Here is a 19,168-nt window from a genome sequence, read left to right as displayed (position 1 = left end):
TAATAGTCAAAAAATATACACAATTATATATTATCATACATAATTCGCCAGTAGATGTAAATACTTCTGATACTTTTGTACTATTTTTCTTATTTTTTTCTCTTATTTCAACATATCACTGAGATAGCCTTAGCTTGTACTTTATTTGCTCCTCTTTATCAATCCTTCTTATATGCCTCTGTAACACTTAGGATATATCTGCATACTTTGTACTAAAAAAAGAGGTGTTTCTATGATAAAGCTTTTTCCAAAAAGGATTCTTATTATAGCTATATTTACTCTCACAGTGACTCTTATCTTCTCGGGATGCATGCCTAAGGAAAGTCCCGTAAAAGCAAATATAGAAGTTCCAGCGGCAGAAGAACCAAAGGAGCTTACAATATACAGCGGTCGGCAGGAAAAGTTCATTATACCCATGGTGGAAAGGTTTGAGAAACAAACGGGCATAAAGGTAAATCTCATATCGGGCAAGGCAACCGAGTATGCCCACAGAATAGTGGAAGAAGGTGCAAATACCCAGGCTGATGTATTTTTGTCCAACGATGCAGGTATCCTGGAATATCTTCGTCGTGAGAATATGCTGGCTCCCATAGATGAAAATGTACTGAAAGTGGTGCCAGAGAATTACAGAGCCGAGGATAACACTTGGGTTGGTGTCACTGTAAGATGCAGAGTATTCATATATAACAAAGATTTAATAAGGCCTGAGGATATGCCTAAATCATTGTTTGATGTGGTTGATCCTAAATATAAAGGCCAATTCACCATAAACAGAGCTGGAAATGAGTCTATGGTAACCTGTTTTGCTTCAGTAAATTCTATCATAGGGCCTGAAAAGACTTTGGAACTGCTAAAAGGAATAATGTCCAATGAGCCGCTTATACTACAAAGCCATACCGATGTCAGAAGGGCAGTTGGCAGTGGAGAAGTTAAATTTGGCTTTGTTAACAATTATCATTATAAAATGCAACTTCTGGAGGAAGGCATGAACAATGTAGGGGTTATATTCCCTGACCAAGGAGAAGGGCAGATGGGCACCTTTGCCAATGTTTCAGGGGCAGCCATTACGAAGCATGCGAAACATCCCAAAAATGCCCTGGCTTTCATCCAATTCCTCCTTGAGCCGGAACAGCAGAAACTAAACGATGAAACTCCTATAATTCCAGGTATTGAAGGTATAGAATATGATGAATACAAGACCGCAGATACCTCTCTAAGTGTTGTAGGACCACTATGGGAAGAGACCATAAAACTTATGGAAGAGGCAGGTTACTCGGACTAGGAGGGATATTATGAATTTCCTAAATAGAATATGGTTAAATATTTGGAAGGGTAAACCACCGAGCTTGACCCTTCTCTTTATAAATCTTTCTTCAGCTTGTATCTTGATGATGCCCTTGATATATATACTATCAAGGGCTATCAGTTCACCTTGGGAAAAATGGAGTGTAATTTTTCGTTCTAGAATTCCCACACTTTTATGGGACACAATATCACTTGCCTTAACAGTAGCGCTATTTACTACCGTCATAGGAGTAATATTGTCCTGGCTCACTGAATACACCGATCTAGCATTTAAAAGATACATGCGCTTAATATTTACTTTACCCTTAGTATTTCCTCCCTATATAGGTGCTCTCACCTATATAATAATATTCGGCAGAAGGGGAGTCATGTACTCATTGACAGGCAGCAGCATCATAGATGTGTTTTCCTTCTTTTCTGTAGCCTTCATACTGTCCATGTTTACTTTTCCTTATACCTATCTGACGATTTCGGGCAGTATGAGGAGAATAAGCGGCAACTATGAAGAAGCAGGCCGTTCCTGTGGAGCTCCTTACTCTACTATATTTATGAGGGTATTGCTCCCCCTTGTGAAACCAGCCATACTATCAAGCAGCATGATAATAATTTTCTATATAATGTCTGACTTTGGAGGAGTGGCTATGCTCCGATACACTACATTTACCAGCAGCATTTACTTTCAGATGATAGGAAAACTTGACAGATCAGGTGCAGCCATATTGAGCACTTTGCTGATAGTATTCGGGTTCTTGTTGCTAGCATTAAAAGCACAGATATTAAAAAAGGTATCCTTTTATCAGAGCCCTAAATCAAATAGAATTAAGAATCCTATCAAGTTGGGGAAATTGAAAGCCTTAGCTTGGATATTTATACTTTTTATTATATTCTTTTCACTTATACTTCCCTTGTCCACATTGACAATATGGAGTATAAAAGCCATACATCAGGGAGCAGTGGGTATAAAATCCCTTTATTATATAAAAAACAGTTTGGTAGTTAGCATTGGCGCAGTTTTAATCACAATGACCTTGTCTCTTCCTATAGCTTATATGAAATACAGGCACCCAGCAAAAATTACATCTGTATTGAACAATATCTGCCACTTAGGTTCTATAGTCCCCGGAATACTATTGGCCCTGGGAATAGTTTTTATAACCAATAGATACCTTACTTTTATGGTAGGAAGTCAACTGATTCTGATAATAGGCCACAGCATGCGCTTTATACCAAGAAATCTTCAATCAGCAGAAGCTTCCATGTCTCTCATACCCCCTGCATTGGATGAAACCGCCTTCAGCCTGGGAAAGAAATTCAGCACTGTGCTTTATAAGGTTATACTGCCTACAGTATCCCCGGGAGTGCTATCCGGCGGAGCTATGGTGCTGGTAAGCTCTCTAAAAGAGCTGCCCATGACTTTGATGTTGAGGCCTCCTGGCTATGACACATTATCAGTGAGACTATGGTTGTCAGCCAGCGACGGCTTTTATATAAATGCCGCACCTTCCGGATTATTTATCGTGTTGGCATCAATCATTCCGCTGTATTATTTGGTTAAGAAAGAGAAGGTGAAGGAAAATGGCATATCTTGAGGTAAGAAACCTATCAAAAAAATATAATACATCTTCTGATTATGTATTGAAGAGATTAAATTTAAGCATAGAAAAAGGTGAATTTGTAACCCTCCTGGGTAAAAGCGGATGCGGTAAAACCACATTGCTTCGTGTGATATGCGGCTTCGAAACTCACAATAAAGGTGAAATCTGGCTTAAGGACAGGATAATCTCCAGCCCAACAATATGGATACCTCCTGAAAAGAGGAATATAGGCATAGTATTTCAGGACTATGCTCTTTTTCCCAACATGACAGCCTGGGACAATATTGCCTTTGCTTTGGGTAAGGATAAGAATAAGGTATCTGAGACAGATAAAATCATGAAGATCATGAGTCTATACGATATAAGAAATCACTACCCCCACCAGTTATCCGGCGGTCAGCAGCAGAGAGTGGCATTAGCTAGGGCTTTGATAAGAAAGCCGGATGTGCTTCTCATGGATGAGCCCTTCAGCAATCTGGATCTGGAAATCAGAGAAATGGTGAGAGATGAAACTCTGAAGATATTGAAAGACATAGGCGCTACAGTGGTATTTGTAACCCATGACCAGATGGAAGCTCTATCTATATCCGATAAAATTGCCATCCTGGAAGAAGGAAAAATACAACAAATAGGAAGCCCCTTTGAGATATATAATCATCCAAAAAATATGTTTGTAGCTGAATTCATAGGGAGGGTAAACATGTTGGAAGGAACAGTTGTTGATTCCTACGCCTTATCCACTGTCTTAGGTAGTGTTGTTTCAAAGGAAGCTATACCATATAAAGAAGGCGCAAAGATAAAATTCATGATCAGACCTGAGGACATAAGACTGAAGAAAGATGGGAAGTTCACAGGTACTGTAATAAAAACCAATTATCAAGGTTCACTTTATGATGCCTTGATAGCAGTTTATATACCATATCATGAACCCATTTATATAAGAATATTGGCGCCCGGTTCTATGAATATAAAGCCAGGAGATAGGTTATCCTTTGATATGAATGTAAAATCCAAACACCATATGTTTTTGGTGAATTAGAGCCTCTGATAACTTGTAGAGTCAAAATAGGGGCTAGCAATGCTAGTCCCTATACTTTTTCATTCATAAAGCTGTCTTTCCTTTTCCATTTTGCGAATTTTTGTCATATATGATACAGCCATTTTTATAAGCACAATAGTTACTGCCCAACTTATTATAGATACATATGCATTACCATAGAAACCTTGTTCATGTCCTATGAATAACCCAAGATACAAATTATAAATTGCCGCAAACAGATTTACCAGAATAAGAGGGCCAATAAATGTTATCAACCTTTTATAAAATTTTATGCGGGAATCATAGTCAGTATATAAATCAAAAGTACCTTCCGATTTGTTCTTGCGGAAATAAATCCAGCGTTGATAAGTATCAACCACTTCAACACCGGTTTCTTTCATAAAATCTACATAAGCCTTACTTTCTTCATTATCTGGGGACTTTCCCAATAATTCCATTCTATATATATATTCTCCTGGGGTGCCTTTCTCAAAGGTATACCTTAAGAAGCTGTACTTTCTAAAATTCCATCCTTTTTCTGCCATATGGTTAAGCCACTTTTCTTCCTTCTCATAGTCCATAAATCCTTTCCATACTATTTTTATCATTTTTCAGCACCCCCAGTTATCTTTTTACCATTTCTTATTAATTCCTCCAACCTCACTATTTCCCCCACCACTACACTTTTGCCTTCTTCAGTTATTTCATACTCTTTTTTTCTACTGTCTGATTCCTGTTCAAGGGCTTTGATCCATCCCTTTGAGAGCATTGTGTTTATAGCTCCGTAAAGAGTACCTGGACCCAGATTAACTCTGCCGTTGCTTATTTCCTTCACGAACTGCATTATCCCGTATCCATGCATTGGTGTATGAAGTGCCAATAGAATATAATATACAGCTTCAGTCAATGCTCCTTGCCCATTATTCTCTGCCATATCAATACCTCCATGTTTTTATATCGATAACAGTTATATCTTGTTACGTTATATCGTTGACCGTTATATCGTAATTTGAGTATATCACCCTCCGATATATAATGCAATAGTTTTTGAAAACTTTCTCTGTGATTTTTTGCCACATGAGAGCATAAACTATGATATAATATTTTCCATCTACAAAATTCGATGAAAGGGGCTTCATAATGACGTTTTATGAGTTTATAAGCAAGGAACCAGGTGTGATAAAACCCTTTGAATTATTTGGGACAAGCCATATATTTGCTCTAATAAGTGTGATATTGTTTATTACTATATTAACAAAGCTCTCCAATAGGTCGGAAACAATTCATAAATACTATAAGAGGTTTCTACTATTTATACTTCCTATCCAGGAGATACTAGTCAGGCTATGGATTTGCTTTTATCAGGATTTTGATCTTGAATCTATGTTTTCCCTTCATCTTTGCAGCATGGCAATAATTTTTTGTACTATAATTCTAGTGAAATACAATCAATCTTTGTTCGAAATAATCTACTTTTGGGGATTAGGAGGGGCAACCCAAGCATTATTAACACCGGATATTTCTGCTTATGGATTCCCCCACTTCAGGTTTTTTCAAGTGTTTCTGTCCCATGGCCTTATAATAGCCACTATTATATATTTCATATTTGTTGAAAACAAAAGGATAAGGAAAGGTTCATTAAAAAGAATTTTAATAACTACGAATGCATATGCAGCATTTGTTTTCGTAATAAACATGATATTTAAAACAAATTATCTGTTTATAGGACATAAACCTGAGACTCCATCATTAATAGATATGTTAGGTCCTTGGCCATTTTATATCATATGGCTTGAGGTACTCATGTTAATAATGTTCGGTCTATTATATATACCAGTTTTATATGCCGAAAAGCATGCAGCAAAAAAGGAGTTGGAAGCATCAATATAGAAGCAATGGGGACGATTTTTAACCGTCCCCATTGCTTCTACTTCACATTTTATCGACAAATTTTTATAATTTTCTACATTTTGCTTGCATAAGATGTAGAAAAGGAAAATCTTACATGTTACAATTAGTGATATCAAGCTCTCAAATTTACAGGAGCGTATAACTATAAAGAAAGAGGGATGATTATGGAAATAAAAATACCAGAGGAATTGAAATTTAGGGTCCATAATGGATATGGACTAAATGTCTACGTTAACGGTAAGCTAAAGAAAAAGGTTGCGCCGACTTCTAAACCAATTCCATACAGTGCTTCTACCTTTTTAATCAACGGGGTCAAAGTTGGAGACAGGATTAAATTTGTTCTAACAAAAGAATATTGGTCTCCAAAGGAAGTAGGGACATTAGACGAAGTTGTTGCCGATAAGGAAATAATGTGTTTTGGTTATGATCCTTTTCTAAGAGAGAAAGAAATTGGTTTCACGGTTTACGAGGATGTTCTTGGCTAATAAATCTATAAGGAGATAATAATTGTGTATGTAATTGATTCAGCAGCTGTCATAGAATATGAAAGCAAAAATCCAGTTTTTCCAAAAATATTAAAAGAATTTTGTAAAATATATTTTAAAGGAGTTGAAACTCCAATATTATCTTGGCTGGTACTATACGCCAGCTTGAGTCTATATATAGATGATTATTATAAATCCAAGTCTGGAACTTTCATTATTAATGGCCAGGATATAAAGGATTTCCTGGATGCTAATATGAATAATTATTTTCTTGAGCTTATATATTTGCAAAAGCATGAAAGCTAGAGTGATGAAGAACTGTTTAGAAAAGCATATAATATAATCTCCTGGATGTTTGATCCGGTAGAATATAAACGAACATATGAAATAGCAAAAAAAATAGCAAAAATATATAATAAGTGAGGTTGTAAAATGATATACAGGAATCAAATCGATCTGGAAGGTCTGGTTAAAGAATGCTGCGAAGATGCACCAACATTCAATGTTATAAAGAAAAAAGTAAAAGCATTTAAAGCTGAATACATGAAGAATGAAAATGTCAAGACTCCATCATGGCTGTTGCTTTATATTGTGATAATCTCATTCGTAGGTGCTCTATACAGAGGTGGAGACAAAATGGTCATAAACAACAGAGATGTGAATACATTCTTGGAGATGAATTTAGAAGATATTGTAAAAGAATTAATAAATCTTCAAGCATCAAATAAGCTGGACGATGAAGCGCTTTTTGAAAAAGCTTATAATAAGATTCAATTTATCAGTGATGATCTCTATGGAGATTATTGCTATAAGGTTTGCAAACACTATACCAGCATGCTTTAGTAACACAGGGGACGATTTTTTAACCGTCCCCATGCGCCTACTTCAGTTTCAGTTTTGCTAATGCATCAGCAAGAGCTGTGTTGATAGGTTCTTCCTTTTTCTTGCTCTGTTTTTTTAGATAGTTTGCCACTTCTTTTTTAGATACATTGGTGTTTTCTTTTTTCTTTCTCTCATTGAAAGCGGACAGTTTTTCTCTATAACCGCAACTGCATATGAATATCTGCCCTTCTCCTTCTCCATGAAGTTCCAGCTTCTTATGGCAGTTTGGACATCTGGCGTTTGTTATCCTAGATATGCCTTCCCTGTACCCGCATTCCCTGTCCTGGCATATAAGCATCCTGCCCTTCTTTCCGTTTACCTCCAGCATATATTTGCCACATCTGGGGCATTTGGTTCTTGTCATATTATCATGCTTGAATTTGCCTTCGCTGTTTTTAATCTGATTTACTATGTCTTTTGCGTAGGCCCTCATACTGTCTAAAAATATATTTTTGTCCAAAATACCTTTTGATATGGAGCTGAGCTTTTGCTCCCATTGGGCTGTGAGAGCAGGAGATTTCAAATCTTCAGGAACCAGTTCAAGAAGCTGCCTTCCCTTGGAAGTTATATAGATATCCTTTCCTTTTTTCTCTAGAAGGAAGGTATTAAACAGTTTATCGATTATATCTGCTCTGGTAGCCACAGTTCCTATGCCTCCAGTCTCTCCGATGGTCTTTATCAGATCCTTGCTGGCTCCAGCCATGTATTTTGACGGGTTTTCCATGGCAGAAAGGAGAGTAGCCTCATTAAAAGGTGCCGGGGGTTTTGTTAAGCCCTTTGTCTGTACCAAAGAAGTTATATTAAGCTTTTCACCTTTTTCTGTGCTAGGAAGCAGTTGATCCTTCAAGTCTTCCTTAACATCATCTTCTTCATCGGAATCAAAGCTATTATTGTAGACTTCCTTCCATCCATAGTTAATTACAGTTTTCCCTTTGGCTATGAAGGTTTCCTCACCTATCTTAGCCTTTATGGTAGTTTCTTCATATTCAAAAGGTGGAAAGAGTACTGCTAGAAACCTTTTTACCACCAAATCATATATCTTTCTTTCTCTATCATTTAGTTTGCTCAAGTAAACTTTCTGCTCTGTAGGTATTATGGCATGGTGATCAGAAACCTTGCTATCGTCTGCAAAGTTCTTGTTGCCTTTTATAGTGTTTCTCAGCACCTTGGCTGCTGCTGCAGAGTAAGCCCCCACTCCGCAGGCCTTTACCCTTTCTGCCAAAGTGTCTACCATATCCGAGGACAAATATCTGGAATCAGTCCTGGGATAGGTCAGAAGCTTATGATTTTCATAAAGGCTTTGCATTATAGATAGGGTCTCCTTGGCAGAAAAGCCAAAAAGCCTGTTGCCGTCTCTTTGGAGTTCCGTCAAGTCGTATAAATGAGGGGAAAAGCTCTTCTTATAGGTTTTATTCACCTCAACTACAACCCCATCTTTACCTTGGATGGAGGCTATTAACTTATCACATCTATCCTTGTCAAATATCCTTGTTTCCTTGGTCTTGGAATCCTGCCATATAAGTTTTATGCCTTTTGCTATGGCATTTATACCATAGTACTCCCTTGGCTTAAAGTTCTTAATTTCCTCTTCTCGCTGTGCCACCATAGCTAATGTAGGTGTCTGGACCCTGCCGCAAGAAAGTTGTGCATTGAATTTGCATGTCAATGCCCTGGTGGCATTGATGCCTACTATCCAATCCGCTTCGGCACGGGCTACAGCCGAGGCATAAAGGTTTTCGTAATCTCTGCCGTTTCTCAGCTTCGCAAATCCTTCCTTTATAGCTTTGTCTGTGACAGAGGAGATCCACAATCTCTTAATATGCTTTTTTATCTGAGCCTTTTCAATTATCCATCTTGCCACCAATTCACCTTCACGGCCTGCATCAGTAGCAATTATTATTTCTCCCACATCTTTTCTTCTCATCTGCTCTCTTACTATGGAGTACTGCTTGGCCGTCTGCTTTATCACCACCAGCTTCAGTTCTTTAGGCAGCATAGGCAGGTCTTCCAACCTCCAGACAGCATATTTATCTCCATAAGCTTCCGGGTCTGCCAAGGTCACCAGATGCCCTAAAGCCCAGGTTACCACATACTTTTCACCTTCAAAAAACCCGTTCCCTTTTTTATTGCAGTTCAAAACTCTTGCCAAGTCCCTTCCTACAGAGGGTTTCTCAGCCAATACCAATGATTTGCTCATGTAAACATTCCTCTCAATATAGTCTCTACTAATATTATCACATTTTTCGTAAGAATAACTTGTTTATTAATATTTTATAGTATCGCGTATAAATATACCCATTTTTGCTGTATTTATTTGACAAATTATTGACAATCCTTAAAAATGAGTATAATATATTAATGGCTATTGTAAATTTATGCATTATGATCTCTTATCTCTGTGTTTGAATAGTCATGGGGATGAGAGATTTTATAATGTACAACAAAGGAGGCAGTAAAATGAACCACAGTAATAACAAAAGAGAAACTTTCTCATCGGGTCTGGCAGTCTTTTTTGCTACATTGGGATCTGCAGTGGGCTTAGGGAACATATGGAAGTTCCCTTATATGGTTGGCGAAAATGGAGGCGGTGCATTTGTATTAATATACTTCATATGTGTACTGCTGGTAGGTATTCCGGTGGCGGTATCTGAGTTCTATATCGGCAGAAGCACCAGGAAAAATGCTGTAGGAGCATTTGATGTGCTTAAAGCAAAGCCCTTTTGGAAGTCTATAGGATACATGGGTGTCCTTTCTGCCTTATTTATTATGTTTTTTTACAGCAATGTGGCAGGCTGGGTTTTTTCTTATGTGTTTAAAGCAATAAAGGGAGATTTTTTATCCTTAGCATCCCTGTCCATGGAAGAAGCTGCTGTTAATGTCAGCAGTCAGTTTGATATAGCTGTCGGTGGCTCTGTATCACCCTTTGTATGGCAGGTTATCGCTGTAGCTATTGTATCTATAATAATTATAGCAGGTGTAAAAAAGGGTATAGAAAGAATAACCAAAACATTATTGCCCTTATTATTTATATTAATAATCATATGTTGCATACGTGCCCTCACTCTTGAAGGCGCAGCACAAGGTCTTAACTTCTTGTTCCGTCCCGACTTTTCAAAGCTTTCTGCGTCTGCGGTTTTATCTGCACTTGGTTTGGCATTTTTTAAGCTTTCTCTGGGAATGGGCACTATGATAACCTATGGCAGTTATTTTACTGAAAAGGATAATTTATTTGCCACATCAGCAAGGGTGGCTCTATCAGACAGCCTGGTTTCACTCCTTGCAGGAACAGCTATTTTCCCTGTGGTGTTTACCTTCGGCATGGAACCCGGGGCTGGGCCTGGATTATTGTTTAAAACTATACCCCTGGTATTCTCCAAGATACCTTTTGGAAATCTATTATTAGTAGCCTTCTTCATTCTTACTTCCATTGCTGCCACAACAGCCATGCTATCTCTTGTAGAAGTACCAGTAGCATTTTTTATAGAAGAAAAGAACATGTCAAGAAACAAAGCTGTACTCTTAACCTCTGGGATGATTTTGCTTATTGGACTTCTGACTGTTCATCCAAAAAGTGTCTTTGGAAATGTAGTAATCGCCGGAAAAGGATTCTTCGACTTGTTTGATTACCTATCCTCTAATATTATGCTGCCCATAGGCGGACTGCTTATATCAATATTTGTTGGATATATAGCAAATAAGAATGATTTAAGTAATGAGCTGTCCAACCATGGAACTTTAGACAATAAAGGTATGACAAAATTCTTTATCAATGTTTTAAGATATTTAACTCCCGCATTGCTTGTAATAGTATTTTTAAATTCCATAGGAATAATAAAATTTTAAGTTATAAAAGGCATATACATTATGTATACTGCCTTTTATCTTTGTTTCTTAGCTTCCTCAATTTTCTCTGCCAAATCATTGAGATATACCCATCTCTCCATTTTTTCTTCCAACAATCTTTCCTGTTCTTCCTTTTCATTGAGTAATTTTTGCAACAGCTCGTAATCGGAAGCCGCTTTATCAATCTCAGTGTCCAAATCCTGAATCTTATTCTCTATGGAAGCAATTACATCGTCTATTTCTTCGTACTCCTTTTGCTCCTTATATGTGAATTTCAATGGTTTTGGCTTTTCCCGTTTCTCTTTATTTGCATCAGCAACCTTTAATTTATTATCCCTATCAGCCTCTTTATGGGCTGTAGCTCTATCAAGTTTTTCTCTCAAATCTGAATAATTGCCTGTATGTTGTGAAATGCAGCCATCTCCTTCAAAATAGAAAATCCCATCCACTACCTTATCAAGAAAATACCTGTCGTGGGATACTGTGATGACAGCACCAGGGAAGTTTTCTAAATAGTCCTCAAGTATGGTCAAGGTTTCAATGTCCAGGTCATTGGTGGGCTCATCCAGAAGCAGCACATTTGGAGCTTCCATCAGCACTCTCAACAGATGAAGCCTCCTTTTCTCGCCACCAGATAGTTTACCTATGGGTGTCCACTGGAGTGTTGAATCGAAAAGAAATGTCTCCATCATCTGTGAGGCAGTAAGCTTATATCCTTCTGCGTTGGTAATGTATTCAGCTGCCTCTTTCACATATTCTATAGCCCTCATATCATCATCCATATGATAGGTTTCCTGAGAAAACACTCCTATTCGGACAGTATCACCTATTTCGACCCTGCCACTGTCAGGTTCCACTTTACCCGCTATTATATTTAACAATGTGGATTTGCCTATTCCGTTGGGACCTATGATTCCAACCCGGTCATCCCTCAATAATATATAGCTGAAATCTCTGATTACCTGTTTTTCCCCATAAGATTTATCTATATCATATATTTCAATAACCTTTTTCCCTAGCCTGCTGCTTCCTACAGATATCTCAATCTTATTCTCTATAAAATCAGGCTCCTTGTCTCTCAACTCTTCAAAGCGTTGAATCCTTGCTTTCTGCTTTGTGGACCGGGCTTTAGCTCCTCTCTTTATCCAAGCCAACTCACGTCTTAAAAGATTTTGCCTTTTTTCTTCACTGGCTCTCTCCATTTCTTCTCTCAGCAGTTTTTTCTCCAGATATTCATTATAATTGCCGTAGTATTCATAGAGATTACCTCTATCCAGTTCTATTATCTTATTTGTGACCCTCTCCAGAAAATACCTGTCATGGGTCACCATGAGGAGAGCACCTTTTCTCTTGTTAAGATACCCCTCCAAGTAGTCTATTATATCATTGTCCAGGTGGTTAGTAGGCTCATCCAGTATCAAAAGATCAGAAGGGTTGATAAGGGCTGCAGCTAAAGCGATACGCTTTTTCTGGCCTCCGGATAGAGTGCCTATCTTGGCATTAAAATCATCTATGCCTAGCTTGGTAAGTATAGTTTTAGCTTCCACTTCTATGCTCCAGGCATCCAAGGCATCCATATCCCGGGTAAGCCTTATTATAGCCTCCGTATCGTTTGCTTCAAGAGCTTTTTCATACTCTCTGATAACCTTCATGACAGCTGTATCTCCTCTGAATATCTGTTCCAACACAGTAGCCCCAGGGTTAAAATCCGGGCTTTGGGAAAGATACTCAATATTAATGGAGCTTCCCTTGGTTATCTTGCCTTCGTCAGGAATCTCAAGGCCTGCTATTATCTTTAGCAGTGTACTTTTCCCTGTACCATTTATGCCTATGACACCTATCTTGTCTCCTTCGTTTATGCTTAGGCTAATATTTTTCAGCAATATTTTCTCACTATAGCTCTTGCTTATATTTTCTGCATTCAATATGTTCATATTTATCACATCCCGTATATATATTATCACACAGCAGAAGCTTCAATCCATAGATAGTTATGCTATAATAACCATTAGGTGATTATTATGAAAGACGAAAAGCAAAAAGAACCGTCCCTGCTGCTTCTGAAGATGTCAATACGAGGCTTGGTGGAGTTTATACTCCGCTCCGGTGATATAGATTCAGGCTTCATGAGCATGAATCGAGCCCTGGAGGGAAGCAGAGCCCATAGAAGGCTGCAAAAATCCTATGGTGAAGACTACAAAGCAGAAGTGTCTTTAAAAAAAACCATCCAATTTGAAGATTACTGCCTTGTTTTAGAGGGCAGGGCCGATGGCATCTTTATAGAAGATGAAAATGTAGTAATTGACGAAATCAAGTCGGTCACCCAACCCCTTGAACTCATAAATGAGGATTATGATTTCAGGCACTGGGCTCAGGCCATGTGCTATGGATACATTTACGGTGAAGAAAATAATCTGGAAAATATCATCATACAGTTGACATATATTCATTTGGAAACCGATGAAGTGAAAAAGCTCCGAAAATCCTTCCATATTGGGGAGCTGGAAAACTTCTTTAATGATTTGGTGCAAAAATACTGCATATGGGCAGATTACAGCAGTTCCTGGATATCTATCAGGGATAATTCCATCAAGGAGCTGAAATTTCCCTTTCCTCAATATAGAAAAGGACAGCGGGAGATGGCTGCTGCAGTTTACAGAGCCATAAGGGATGAGAATATACTTTTTGCTCAGGCTCCTACAGGCATAGGCAAGACCATGTCTACCCTGTTCCCTGCGGTAAAGGCTATGGGAGAGGGAATCACATCCAAAATATTTTATCTTACTGCCAAAACCACTACTCAGGTGGTGGCGGAGGAAGCCTTTCAGCGGATGAAGGATATGGGACTAAAGTTTATTTCCATAACCATAACGGCAAAGGACAAGATATGCTTCAAAGAGGAAAGACAATGTAATCCTGGATACTGTGAATATGCCAGAGGACATTTTGACAGAATCAATGATGCCATTATGGATATACTTCAAAATGAAACCGAAATAGATAGGGACAAAATACTAGCATATGCCCGGAAGCATAAGGTTTGTCCCTTTGAATATTCATTGGATATTGCACTATGGGCAGATTGTGTCATATGCGATTACAACTACCTATTTGATCCCAATGCCAGTCTCAAAAGATTCTTCATGGATAAAAAGACTGACTTCACATTTCTCATTGATGAGGCTCACAATCTGGTGGACAGAGCCAGGGAGATGTATTCCGCAGAACTTCATAAGAAGGATTTCCTTGAACTGAAAAGGTTGATGAAGGGCAAGAACAAGGAGCTTCACGCTTCCTGCAACAGCATCAACAAATATTTCATTGAGCTGAAAAAGCAACTGGGAGAAGAATATCATTATGTAAACCAGGAGGAAGATAAAGATTTTTATCAGCTCCTAAGCTCCTTCGTGGCTAAAGCAGACAAATACCTCTCTATGAATGAGGAAGCCCATAGGAATGAGGAGCTTATGAACCTTTACTTTGGTGTTTTGAATCTGCTTAAAATATCCGAAAACTATGATGAGCATTATGTCACCTATATAGAGAGATATGGCAATGATGTACGGCTTAAGCTTTTCTGTCATGACCCATCACTGCTCATAAGCCAGGTATTGAAGAAAGGCAAGGCGGCTGTATTCTTTTCTGCCACTTTATTGCCCATGGATTATTTTCATGAAATACTGGGAGGCGGTGAAAACAGCAAGTCAGTCTACCTTAAATCTCCCTTTGATCCAGCAAATAGATGCCTGCTTATAGGTAATAATGTGGCAACTAGATATAGCAAAAGGGACGACAGTTATGACAAAATCGCCGATTATATATATAAAGCAGTCAAAGCTAAAACAGGCAATTACATGGTGTTTTTCCCTTCCTATAAGTATATGGAAAGTGTCTATGAAGAGTTTGCAGCAAAGTATGCTGATTACAATGTGAATATGCAAATATCAGGAGCTACAGAAGAGGAGAAAGCCCTTTTCATGGAGTCCTTTCAACCAAACCCCAAAAAACACAATATAGGTTTTTGCGTTTTGGGCGGTGTATATTCGGAAGGAATAGACCTTAGGGATGACAGGCTTATAGGTGTAATTATAGTAGGAGTGGGGCTCCCCCAGATATGCCTGGAGAGGGATATTATCAAGGATTATTATGATGCCAAGAATCACAAGGGCTTTGAATATTCCTACATATATCCGGGCATGAACAAGGTTATGCAGGCAGCTGGCAGATTGATCCGCTCAGAAACCGACAGGGGAGTTATACTTTTGTTGGATGAAAGATTTACTCGTTGGGATTATCAGAAGCTTTTCCCAAAGGAATGGTTCCCATATACAAAAGTCAACGAGAATACTATTGATAGGGTGCTAGAGAACTTTTGGAGTTAGGCAGTTACTGCCACTCCAAAAGCCTCTTCTCCCCTTCTATTTTTTTAATCTCCGTTATATCCTGGCTCACTTCAAGTACTCCTTTGTATTGCCCTTCTGAATCCCTCAGTGCGAAATACTGTATAAGGATTGTTCTTTCTTTCATCTGAATCCAGAAAGTTGCTGAATCCTTATGACCTTTTCTGAATTCATCAATTATTTTTTCTACTACATGAACGCTCTGGGGCGGATGGCAGTTCTTTACATCCCTGCCTATGGCAGCAGGAGATCTGGGGAATATCCTGTCCTTAGGCTTTGTAAAAAATCTCACCTTGTTGTTTTCATCTACGTATGTCAAATCTACAGGAAGTGCATTGAATATCATAAGAGCCTGCTGAAAGCTTAACTCTCCTGTTTCTGTCTTCATCACCAACTCCTGTCCCTGCCTCACCAATTTATCCTCTTCTTTCAACATATCATCCTTATCTATAGGAGGCCTTTCAATAAAGGGGAAGCCATACTCAAAGCTTTGTTTTTTCATATCCTCCCATTCTTTATCATCAATGACTTCCATGGCTGAGGGAAATAAAATATATCTTTCTTTATAAACAAGACCGTATAAAATGAAAAATAAATTCCCTATCTCTGGGTTGAAATCAGTTTCACTGGGTTCCTCGGATTTAAGTATGTATATCAGTTTCTTCAAAGAGGCCCTTGCTTCATCATGGAGGGCCCACATGATGGAAAGCCCTTCGAACTTTTCCATCTTTTTCTCCATATATGGAAAAAGTATGTTCTCTTTCTTCAGGTAATGATCATCAAATTGCTGAAGCTCTTGAATCCTCTTCAATAACTCATCTTTGTTGTTCTTAAAATCTTTTTTCTTAATTATCTCCTTTATGGCAGATAGTTTATCCTCAAGGGCTTCATTTTCCTCCATCAATGTATCCAGAAAGCTGTCCTTTTCTGGCTTCTTACATTCATATTGGATTAAGGATTTATTAAAAACATGTATGACCTTATCCAATATCTTCAGTATTTCCTTAGCTTCAATGCCTCTTTGAAGCTGGTTGTAGAATATTTGAAATGTTTCCTGGGGAGTAACCTTTTGCACATCTTCCTTATATTCATTGTAAAGCATGGTGCCATCTTTTCTTTCCAATACACCTTTTACATATTCAGTTAATCTTTCTACCCTTTGAGCATTTACCTCCATTGGTCTCCTCCTTTCAAATATTATTATACCTAAAAAGGGGACAAAAATAACCGTCCCCATTGTCCCTATTTAAGCAGTCGCTTTAATTCATCAAGTTCTTTAGGAGTTATATTTCTCCAGTGGCCTGTTTTCAACAATCCAAGTCTTATATTCATTATACGAATCCTCTTTAGCTTCAGCACCCTGTAGCCAAATACCTCACACATCCTTCTTATCTGCCTGTTCAATCCCTGAGTCAGTATTATGCGAAATGTGGTCTTATCTATTGGATATACCTTACAGGGCTTTGTCCTTCTTCCCAATATCTCTACTCCCTCAGACATTCCCTTGAGAAAGTCATCTGTTATAGGCTTGTTTACTGTCACTATATATTCCTTTTCATGATTATTCTCTGCTCTCAAAATCTTGTTGACTATATCTCCGTCGTTGGTCATAAGAATAAGGCCCTCCGAATCCTTGTCAAGCCTTCCTATGGGAAATATTCTCTCGGGATGGCCTACAAAGTCCACAATATTTTCCTGGACTCGTCTATCTGTGGTGCTTTCTATGCCTACCGGTTTGTTTAAAGCTATATATACTTTCTTTTTACCCCTTGCTTTTATAGGTTTGCCATCTATGGATACCACATCTCCAGGCTCAACAACAGTACCTAATTCGCATACTTTGCCGTTTATAGTAACCCTTTTTTCTTCTATCAGCTTATCTGCTTGTCTCCTTGAGCAAGCGCCGCTTTCTGCTATGTACTTATTAATTCTCATTCTATTACCTTCCAAACCTGTTATTTATAATGTTTTTTCCACTTAATTAGCAAAAATCCCCATACAAAATATATAATCAAAACAATAATGGCTGTCAATATCCGCTCTCTCATTGTTCCATCAGCGAAAAGTACAGGACCTATCCCAAAGAAGGTTATGAGAATAAAGCTTACGATGAAAATGGTATAGATAAAATAATACATGGGTGATTTCTTTTCCATGGCTGCTTTCCTTTCAAAATGAATAGTTCTAAAAGGGGCTATCTTATAAGATAACCCCTTTTTATTATATCACAATTTATTGTATTAAATACTTTTGTCTATGCTGTTGTATTGGCTTGTTCTTCAGATTCAGCAGCTTCATCTGCCTCTTGTGTCTTAATTTGTGTAAATACTGCTATAGGGGCATCATCTGCACTTATACATACCACACCTTCGGGCAGATTAATGTCTGTCAACATTATATTATCCCCATTCTTAGCATCACTTACATCGATTTCAATTGTATCCGGTATAAGCTTTGCCTTTCCTCTAAGCAGAATTTCATCAGTCTGGCTTTGGAGTATCAACTTTTTATATGCCAATGTATCTGTACCTTTGAAAACTAAAGGCACATTACGAGTTACCTCCGACTCTTCGTTAACCACTTGGATATCCATGTGAATCAACTCTCCCGAAATGCTGTCCCTTTCAGTGTCCCTTATAAACCCGAAGCTTTCCTTTTCGTTTAATACTACTGTCAGCTTGGTTCTACTGCCAAAGTCTTTGATTATTTTATCCACATCCTGCTTTTTGAACTTTACTGTGATTGGATCTATGCCTTTGCCATAGATGACACCTGGTACAAAATTCTCCTTTCTTACCTTGTAACCTTTCTGATCTCGATTAAAAGCCTCTAGCTTAACTATTCCCATATAAACTCCTCCTTTTCAAATATTTATACGAGTGATATAAAGCTTCGAGCTTGTATTCGATTATACCATAGTTTACATTAATAAACCAATTAGGCCAAAGTAAGCTCCCTGATTTGCTGATCTCTATTGCTCCAACATCAGCTTTTCCAGCTCCAGAGGTTCTACCTGCTTCCCGTCCTTAAAGGCCCTCATGTTTCCTCCGGATATTTCATCTATCAATGCTATATGATTATCTTCACCTATTCTTCCAAACTCAAATTTGATATCATAAAGGTCCATACCTTTTTTCTCTAGCTCATCCTTTACAATTGCTGCAATCTTCTTTGTCAGATCTTTCAGTATCTTATATTCATCATGGGTGAGAATACCAAGCATATCAAGGGCGTCTTCAGTAATTGGAGGATCCTGTCGAGCATCGTCCTTCAATGTAACTTCCACAAATGCATCTAGCGGCTGACCTTCTTTGGCATACATGCCATATCTGCGCAAGAAGCTTCCAACTGCCCTGTATCTGCATATTACTTCCAATCCATTGCCAAATAATGTAGCCGGTTTAACCGTCATAGTTGCGGCGTCAATGTCCGCATCTATATAGTGGGTAGGTATACCTTTGTCCCTTAATATTTCAAAAAACATTTTTGTAAGCCTGAGTCCTGCCCTACCAGCTCCTTCCATAGTCAGACCTACAGTGTTTGAGCCTGGATCAAACACTCCATTCTCTCCTGTCATATCATCCTTAAACTTCAACATATAGTTACCGTCTTCCAATAAATATACATCCTTGGTCTTTCCTTTATAAACAAGCTTCATGCCTCATATCTCCTTTTATAGAATTTATAATCTTTAGCCTATTATACTAT

18 protein-coding genes are annotated in these 19,168 nt (G+C 38.2%); 9 read left to right on the top strand and 9 right to left on the bottom strand.

Annotated elements, in window-relative coordinates:
• Positions 1 to 232 precede the first annotated feature (232 nt).
• The 3 genes from ACESM9_RS05005 to ACESM9_RS04995 are packed head-to-tail and all read left to right on the top strand — an operon-like array spanning position 233 to position 3,939.
• Positions 233 to 1,282 carry an extracellular solute-binding protein gene (locus ACESM9_RS05005; protein ID WP_372995914.1) on the top strand — a complete coding sequence of 350 codons (1,050 nt, stop codon included), beginning with the start codon at positions 233 to 235 and terminating at the stop codon, positions 1,280 to 1,282.
• 10 nt (positions 1,283 to 1,292) lie between these two features.
• A complete protein-coding gene (locus tag ACESM9_RS05000) occupies positions 1,293 to 2,894 on the top strand; it encodes an ABC transporter permease (RefSeq protein WP_372995912.1) in 1,602 nt (533 codons plus the stop codon).
• On the top strand, positions 2,881 to 3,939 hold the full coding sequence (locus ACESM9_RS04995) for an ABC transporter ATP-binding protein (protein ID WP_372995910.1): 1,059 nt from the start codon (positions 2,881 to 2,883) through the stop codon (positions 3,937 to 3,939). The genes ACESM9_RS05000 and ACESM9_RS04995 overlap by 14 nt, the downstream gene beginning before the upstream one ends.
• 59 nt (positions 3,940 to 3,998) lie before the next feature.
• On the opposite strand, the gene ACESM9_RS04990 is transcribed toward ACESM9_RS04995, so the two are convergent.
• Together ACESM9_RS04990 and ACESM9_RS04985 are read right to left on the bottom strand one after the other, a co-directional pair.
• Positions 3,999 to 4,547, bottom strand: a complete 549-nt coding sequence (locus tag ACESM9_RS04990; protein ID WP_372995908.1) for a DUF2812 domain-containing protein — start codon at positions 4,545 to 4,547, stop codon at positions 3,999 to 4,001.
• Complete coding sequence (locus ACESM9_RS04985; protein ID WP_372995906.1) at positions 4,544 to 4,873, bottom strand: PadR family transcriptional regulator; 330 nt, start codon at positions 4,871 to 4,873, stop codon at positions 4,544 to 4,546. The genes ACESM9_RS04990 and ACESM9_RS04985 overlap by 4 nt, the downstream gene beginning before the upstream one ends.
• A gap of 206 nt (positions 4,874 to 5,079) precedes the next feature.
• Here ACESM9_RS04985 and ACESM9_RS04980 point away from each other — a divergent pair, with 206 nt between their 5' ends.
• The 4 genes from ACESM9_RS04980 (at position 5,080) to ACESM9_RS04965 (ending at position 7,178) form a co-directional block, all read left to right on the top strand.
• Positions 5,080 to 5,829 carry a TIGR02206 family membrane protein gene (locus ACESM9_RS04980; RefSeq protein WP_372995904.1) on the top strand — a complete coding sequence of 250 codons (750 nt, stop codon included), beginning with the start codon at positions 5,080 to 5,082 and terminating at the stop codon, positions 5,827 to 5,829.
• A 185-nt stretch (positions 5,830 to 6,014) separates the two neighbouring features.
• Positions 6,015 to 6,335: a hypothetical protein gene (locus ACESM9_RS04975; RefSeq protein ID WP_372995902.1), complete on the top strand. Its 321-nt coding sequence runs from the start codon at positions 6,015 to 6,017 to the stop codon at positions 6,333 to 6,335.
• A 24-nt stretch (positions 6,336 to 6,359) separates the two neighbouring features.
• Entirely contained in the window at positions 6,360 to 6,641 is a 282-nt protein-coding gene (locus tag ACESM9_RS04970) for a hypothetical protein (RefSeq protein WP_372995900.1), read from the top strand.
• 126 nt (positions 6,642 to 6,767) lie between these two features.
• The gene (locus ACESM9_RS04965) at positions 6,768 to 7,178 is read left to right on the top strand and encodes a hypothetical protein (protein ID WP_372995898.1); all 411 of its coding nucleotides are present in this window, start codon (positions 6,768 to 6,770) and stop codon (positions 7,176 to 7,178) included.
• A 37-nt stretch (positions 7,179 to 7,215) separates the two neighbouring features.
• Here the strand turns inward: ACESM9_RS04965 and ACESM9_RS04960 are convergent, their stop codons facing one another.
• Positions 7,216 to 9,414 carry a DNA topoisomerase III gene (locus ACESM9_RS04960; RefSeq protein WP_372995896.1) on the bottom strand — a complete coding sequence of 733 codons (2,199 nt, stop codon included), beginning with the start codon at positions 9,412 to 9,414 and terminating at the stop codon, positions 7,216 to 7,218.
• A gap of 260 nt (positions 9,415 to 9,674) precedes the next feature.
• Between ACESM9_RS04960 and ACESM9_RS04955 the strand changes: the two genes are divergently transcribed.
• Entirely contained in the window at positions 9,675 to 11,060 is a 1,386-nt protein-coding gene (locus ACESM9_RS04955) for a sodium-dependent transporter (RefSeq protein WP_372995894.1), read from the top strand.
• A gap of 35 nt (positions 11,061 to 11,095) precedes the next feature.
• Here the strand turns inward: ACESM9_RS04955 and ACESM9_RS04950 are convergent, their stop codons facing one another.
• Positions 11,096 to 12,994 carry an ABC-F family ATP-binding cassette domain-containing protein gene (locus tag ACESM9_RS04950; RefSeq protein ID WP_372995892.1) on the bottom strand — a complete coding sequence of 633 codons (1,899 nt, stop codon included), beginning with the start codon at positions 12,992 to 12,994 and terminating at the stop codon, positions 11,096 to 11,098.
• Positions 12,995 to 13,081: 87 nt separating this feature from the next.
• Between ACESM9_RS04950 and ACESM9_RS04945 the strand changes: the two genes are divergently transcribed.
• Positions 13,082 to 15,442, top strand: coding sequence for an ATP-dependent DNA helicase (locus tag ACESM9_RS04945; protein ID WP_372995890.1), 2,361 nt, complete (start codon positions 13,082 to 13,084; stop codon positions 15,440 to 15,442).
• A 4-nt stretch (positions 15,443 to 15,446) separates the two neighbouring features.
• Here the strand turns inward: ACESM9_RS04945 and ACESM9_RS04940 are convergent, their stop codons facing one another.
• From ACESM9_RS04940 to ACESM9_RS04920, 5 genes are all read right to left on the bottom strand, one after another.
• Entirely contained in the window at positions 15,447 to 16,637 is a 1,191-nt protein-coding gene (locus ACESM9_RS04940) for a DUF438 domain-containing protein (RefSeq protein WP_372995888.1), read from the bottom strand.
• A gap of 65 nt (positions 16,638 to 16,702) precedes the next feature.
• On the bottom strand, positions 16,703 to 17,395 hold the full coding sequence (gene rluF / locus ACESM9_RS04935; RefSeq protein WP_372995886.1) for a 23S rRNA pseudouridine(2604) synthase RluF: 693 nt from the start codon (positions 17,393 to 17,395) through the stop codon (positions 16,703 to 16,705).
• 20 nt (positions 17,396 to 17,415) lie between these two features.
• Positions 17,416 to 17,598: a DUF6954 family protein gene (locus ACESM9_RS04930; protein ID WP_372995916.1), complete on the bottom strand. Its 183-nt coding sequence runs from the start codon at positions 17,596 to 17,598 to the stop codon at positions 17,416 to 17,418.
• A gap of 116 nt (positions 17,599 to 17,714) precedes the next feature.
• Positions 17,715 to 18,308: a 50S ribosomal protein L25 gene (locus ACESM9_RS04925; RefSeq protein ID WP_372995884.1), complete on the bottom strand. Its 594-nt coding sequence runs from the start codon at positions 18,306 to 18,308 to the stop codon at positions 17,715 to 17,717.
• Positions 18,309 to 18,431: 123 nt separating this feature from the next.
• The gene (locus ACESM9_RS04920) at positions 18,432 to 19,118 is read right to left on the bottom strand and encodes a phosphoribosylaminoimidazolesuccinocarboxamide synthase (protein ID WP_372995882.1); all 687 of its coding nucleotides are present in this window, start codon (positions 19,116 to 19,118) and stop codon (positions 18,432 to 18,434) included.
• Positions 19,119 to 19,168 lie beyond the last annotated feature (50 nt).

It is taken from the genome of Lutispora sp., from assembly GCF_041687175.1.
In the GTDB taxonomy this organism is placed as follows: domain Bacteria; phylum Bacillota; class Clostridia; order Lutisporales; family Lutisporaceae; genus Lutispora.
Note: the sequence above shows the minus strand (reverse complement) of the source record. Positions and strands in the feature narration are given on the sequence as shown.

Coding starts and splice junctions, on each gene's coding strand:
- ACESM9_RS05005 (WP_372995914.1), top strand. CDS start 233: ATGATAAAGCTTTTTCCAAAAAGGATTCTTATTATAGCTATATTTACT.
- ACESM9_RS05000 (WP_372995912.1), top strand. CDS start 1,293: ATGAATTTCCTAAATAGAATATGGTTAAATATTTGGAAGGGTAAACCA.
- ACESM9_RS04995 (WP_372995910.1), top strand. CDS start 2,881: ATGGCATATCTTGAGGTAAGAAACCTATCAAAAAAATATAATACATCT.
- ACESM9_RS04990 (WP_372995908.1), bottom strand. CDS start 4,547: ATGATAAAAATAGTATGGAAAGGATTTATGGACTATGAGAAGGAAGAA.
- ACESM9_RS04985 (WP_372995906.1), bottom strand. CDS start 4,873: ATGGCAGAGAATAATGGGCAAGGAGCATTGACTGAAGCTGTATATTAT.
- ACESM9_RS04980 (WP_372995904.1), top strand. CDS start 5,080: ATGACGTTTTATGAGTTTATAAGCAAGGAACCAGGTGTGATAAAACCC.
- ACESM9_RS04975 (WP_372995902.1), top strand. CDS start 6,015: ATGGAAATAAAAATACCAGAGGAATTGAAATTTAGGGTCCATAATGGA.
- ACESM9_RS04965 (WP_372995898.1), top strand. CDS start 6,768: ATGATATACAGGAATCAAATCGATCTGGAAGGTCTGGTTAAAGAATGC.
- ACESM9_RS04960 (WP_372995896.1), bottom strand. CDS start 9,414: ATGAGCAAATCATTGGTATTGGCTGAGAAACCCTCTGTAGGAAGGGAC.
- ACESM9_RS04955 (WP_372995894.1), top strand. CDS start 9,675: ATGAACCACAGTAATAACAAAAGAGAAACTTTCTCATCGGGTCTGGCA.
- ACESM9_RS04950 (WP_372995892.1), bottom strand. CDS start 12,994: ATGAACATATTGAATGCAGAAAATATAAGCAAGAGCTATAGTGAGAAA.
- ACESM9_RS04945 (WP_372995890.1), top strand. CDS start 13,082: ATGAAAGACGAAAAGCAAAAAGAACCGTCCCTGCTGCTTCTGAAGATG.
- ACESM9_RS04940 (WP_372995888.1), bottom strand. CDS start 16,637: ATGGAGGTAAATGCTCAAAGGGTAGAAAGATTAACTGAATATGTAAAA.
- rluF (WP_372995886.1), bottom strand. CDS start 17,395: ATGAGAATTAATAAGTACATAGCAGAAAGCGGCGCTTGCTCAAGGAGA.
- ACESM9_RS04930 (WP_372995916.1), bottom strand. CDS start 17,598: ATGTATTATTTTATCTATACCATTTTCATCGTAAGCTTTATTCTCATA.
- ACESM9_RS04925 (WP_372995884.1), bottom strand. CDS start 18,308: ATGGGAATAGTTAAGCTAGAGGCTTTTAATCGAGATCAGAAAGGTTAC.
- ACESM9_RS04920 (WP_372995882.1), bottom strand. CDS start 19,118: ATGAAGCTTGTTTATAAAGGAAAGACCAAGGATGTATATTTATTGGAA.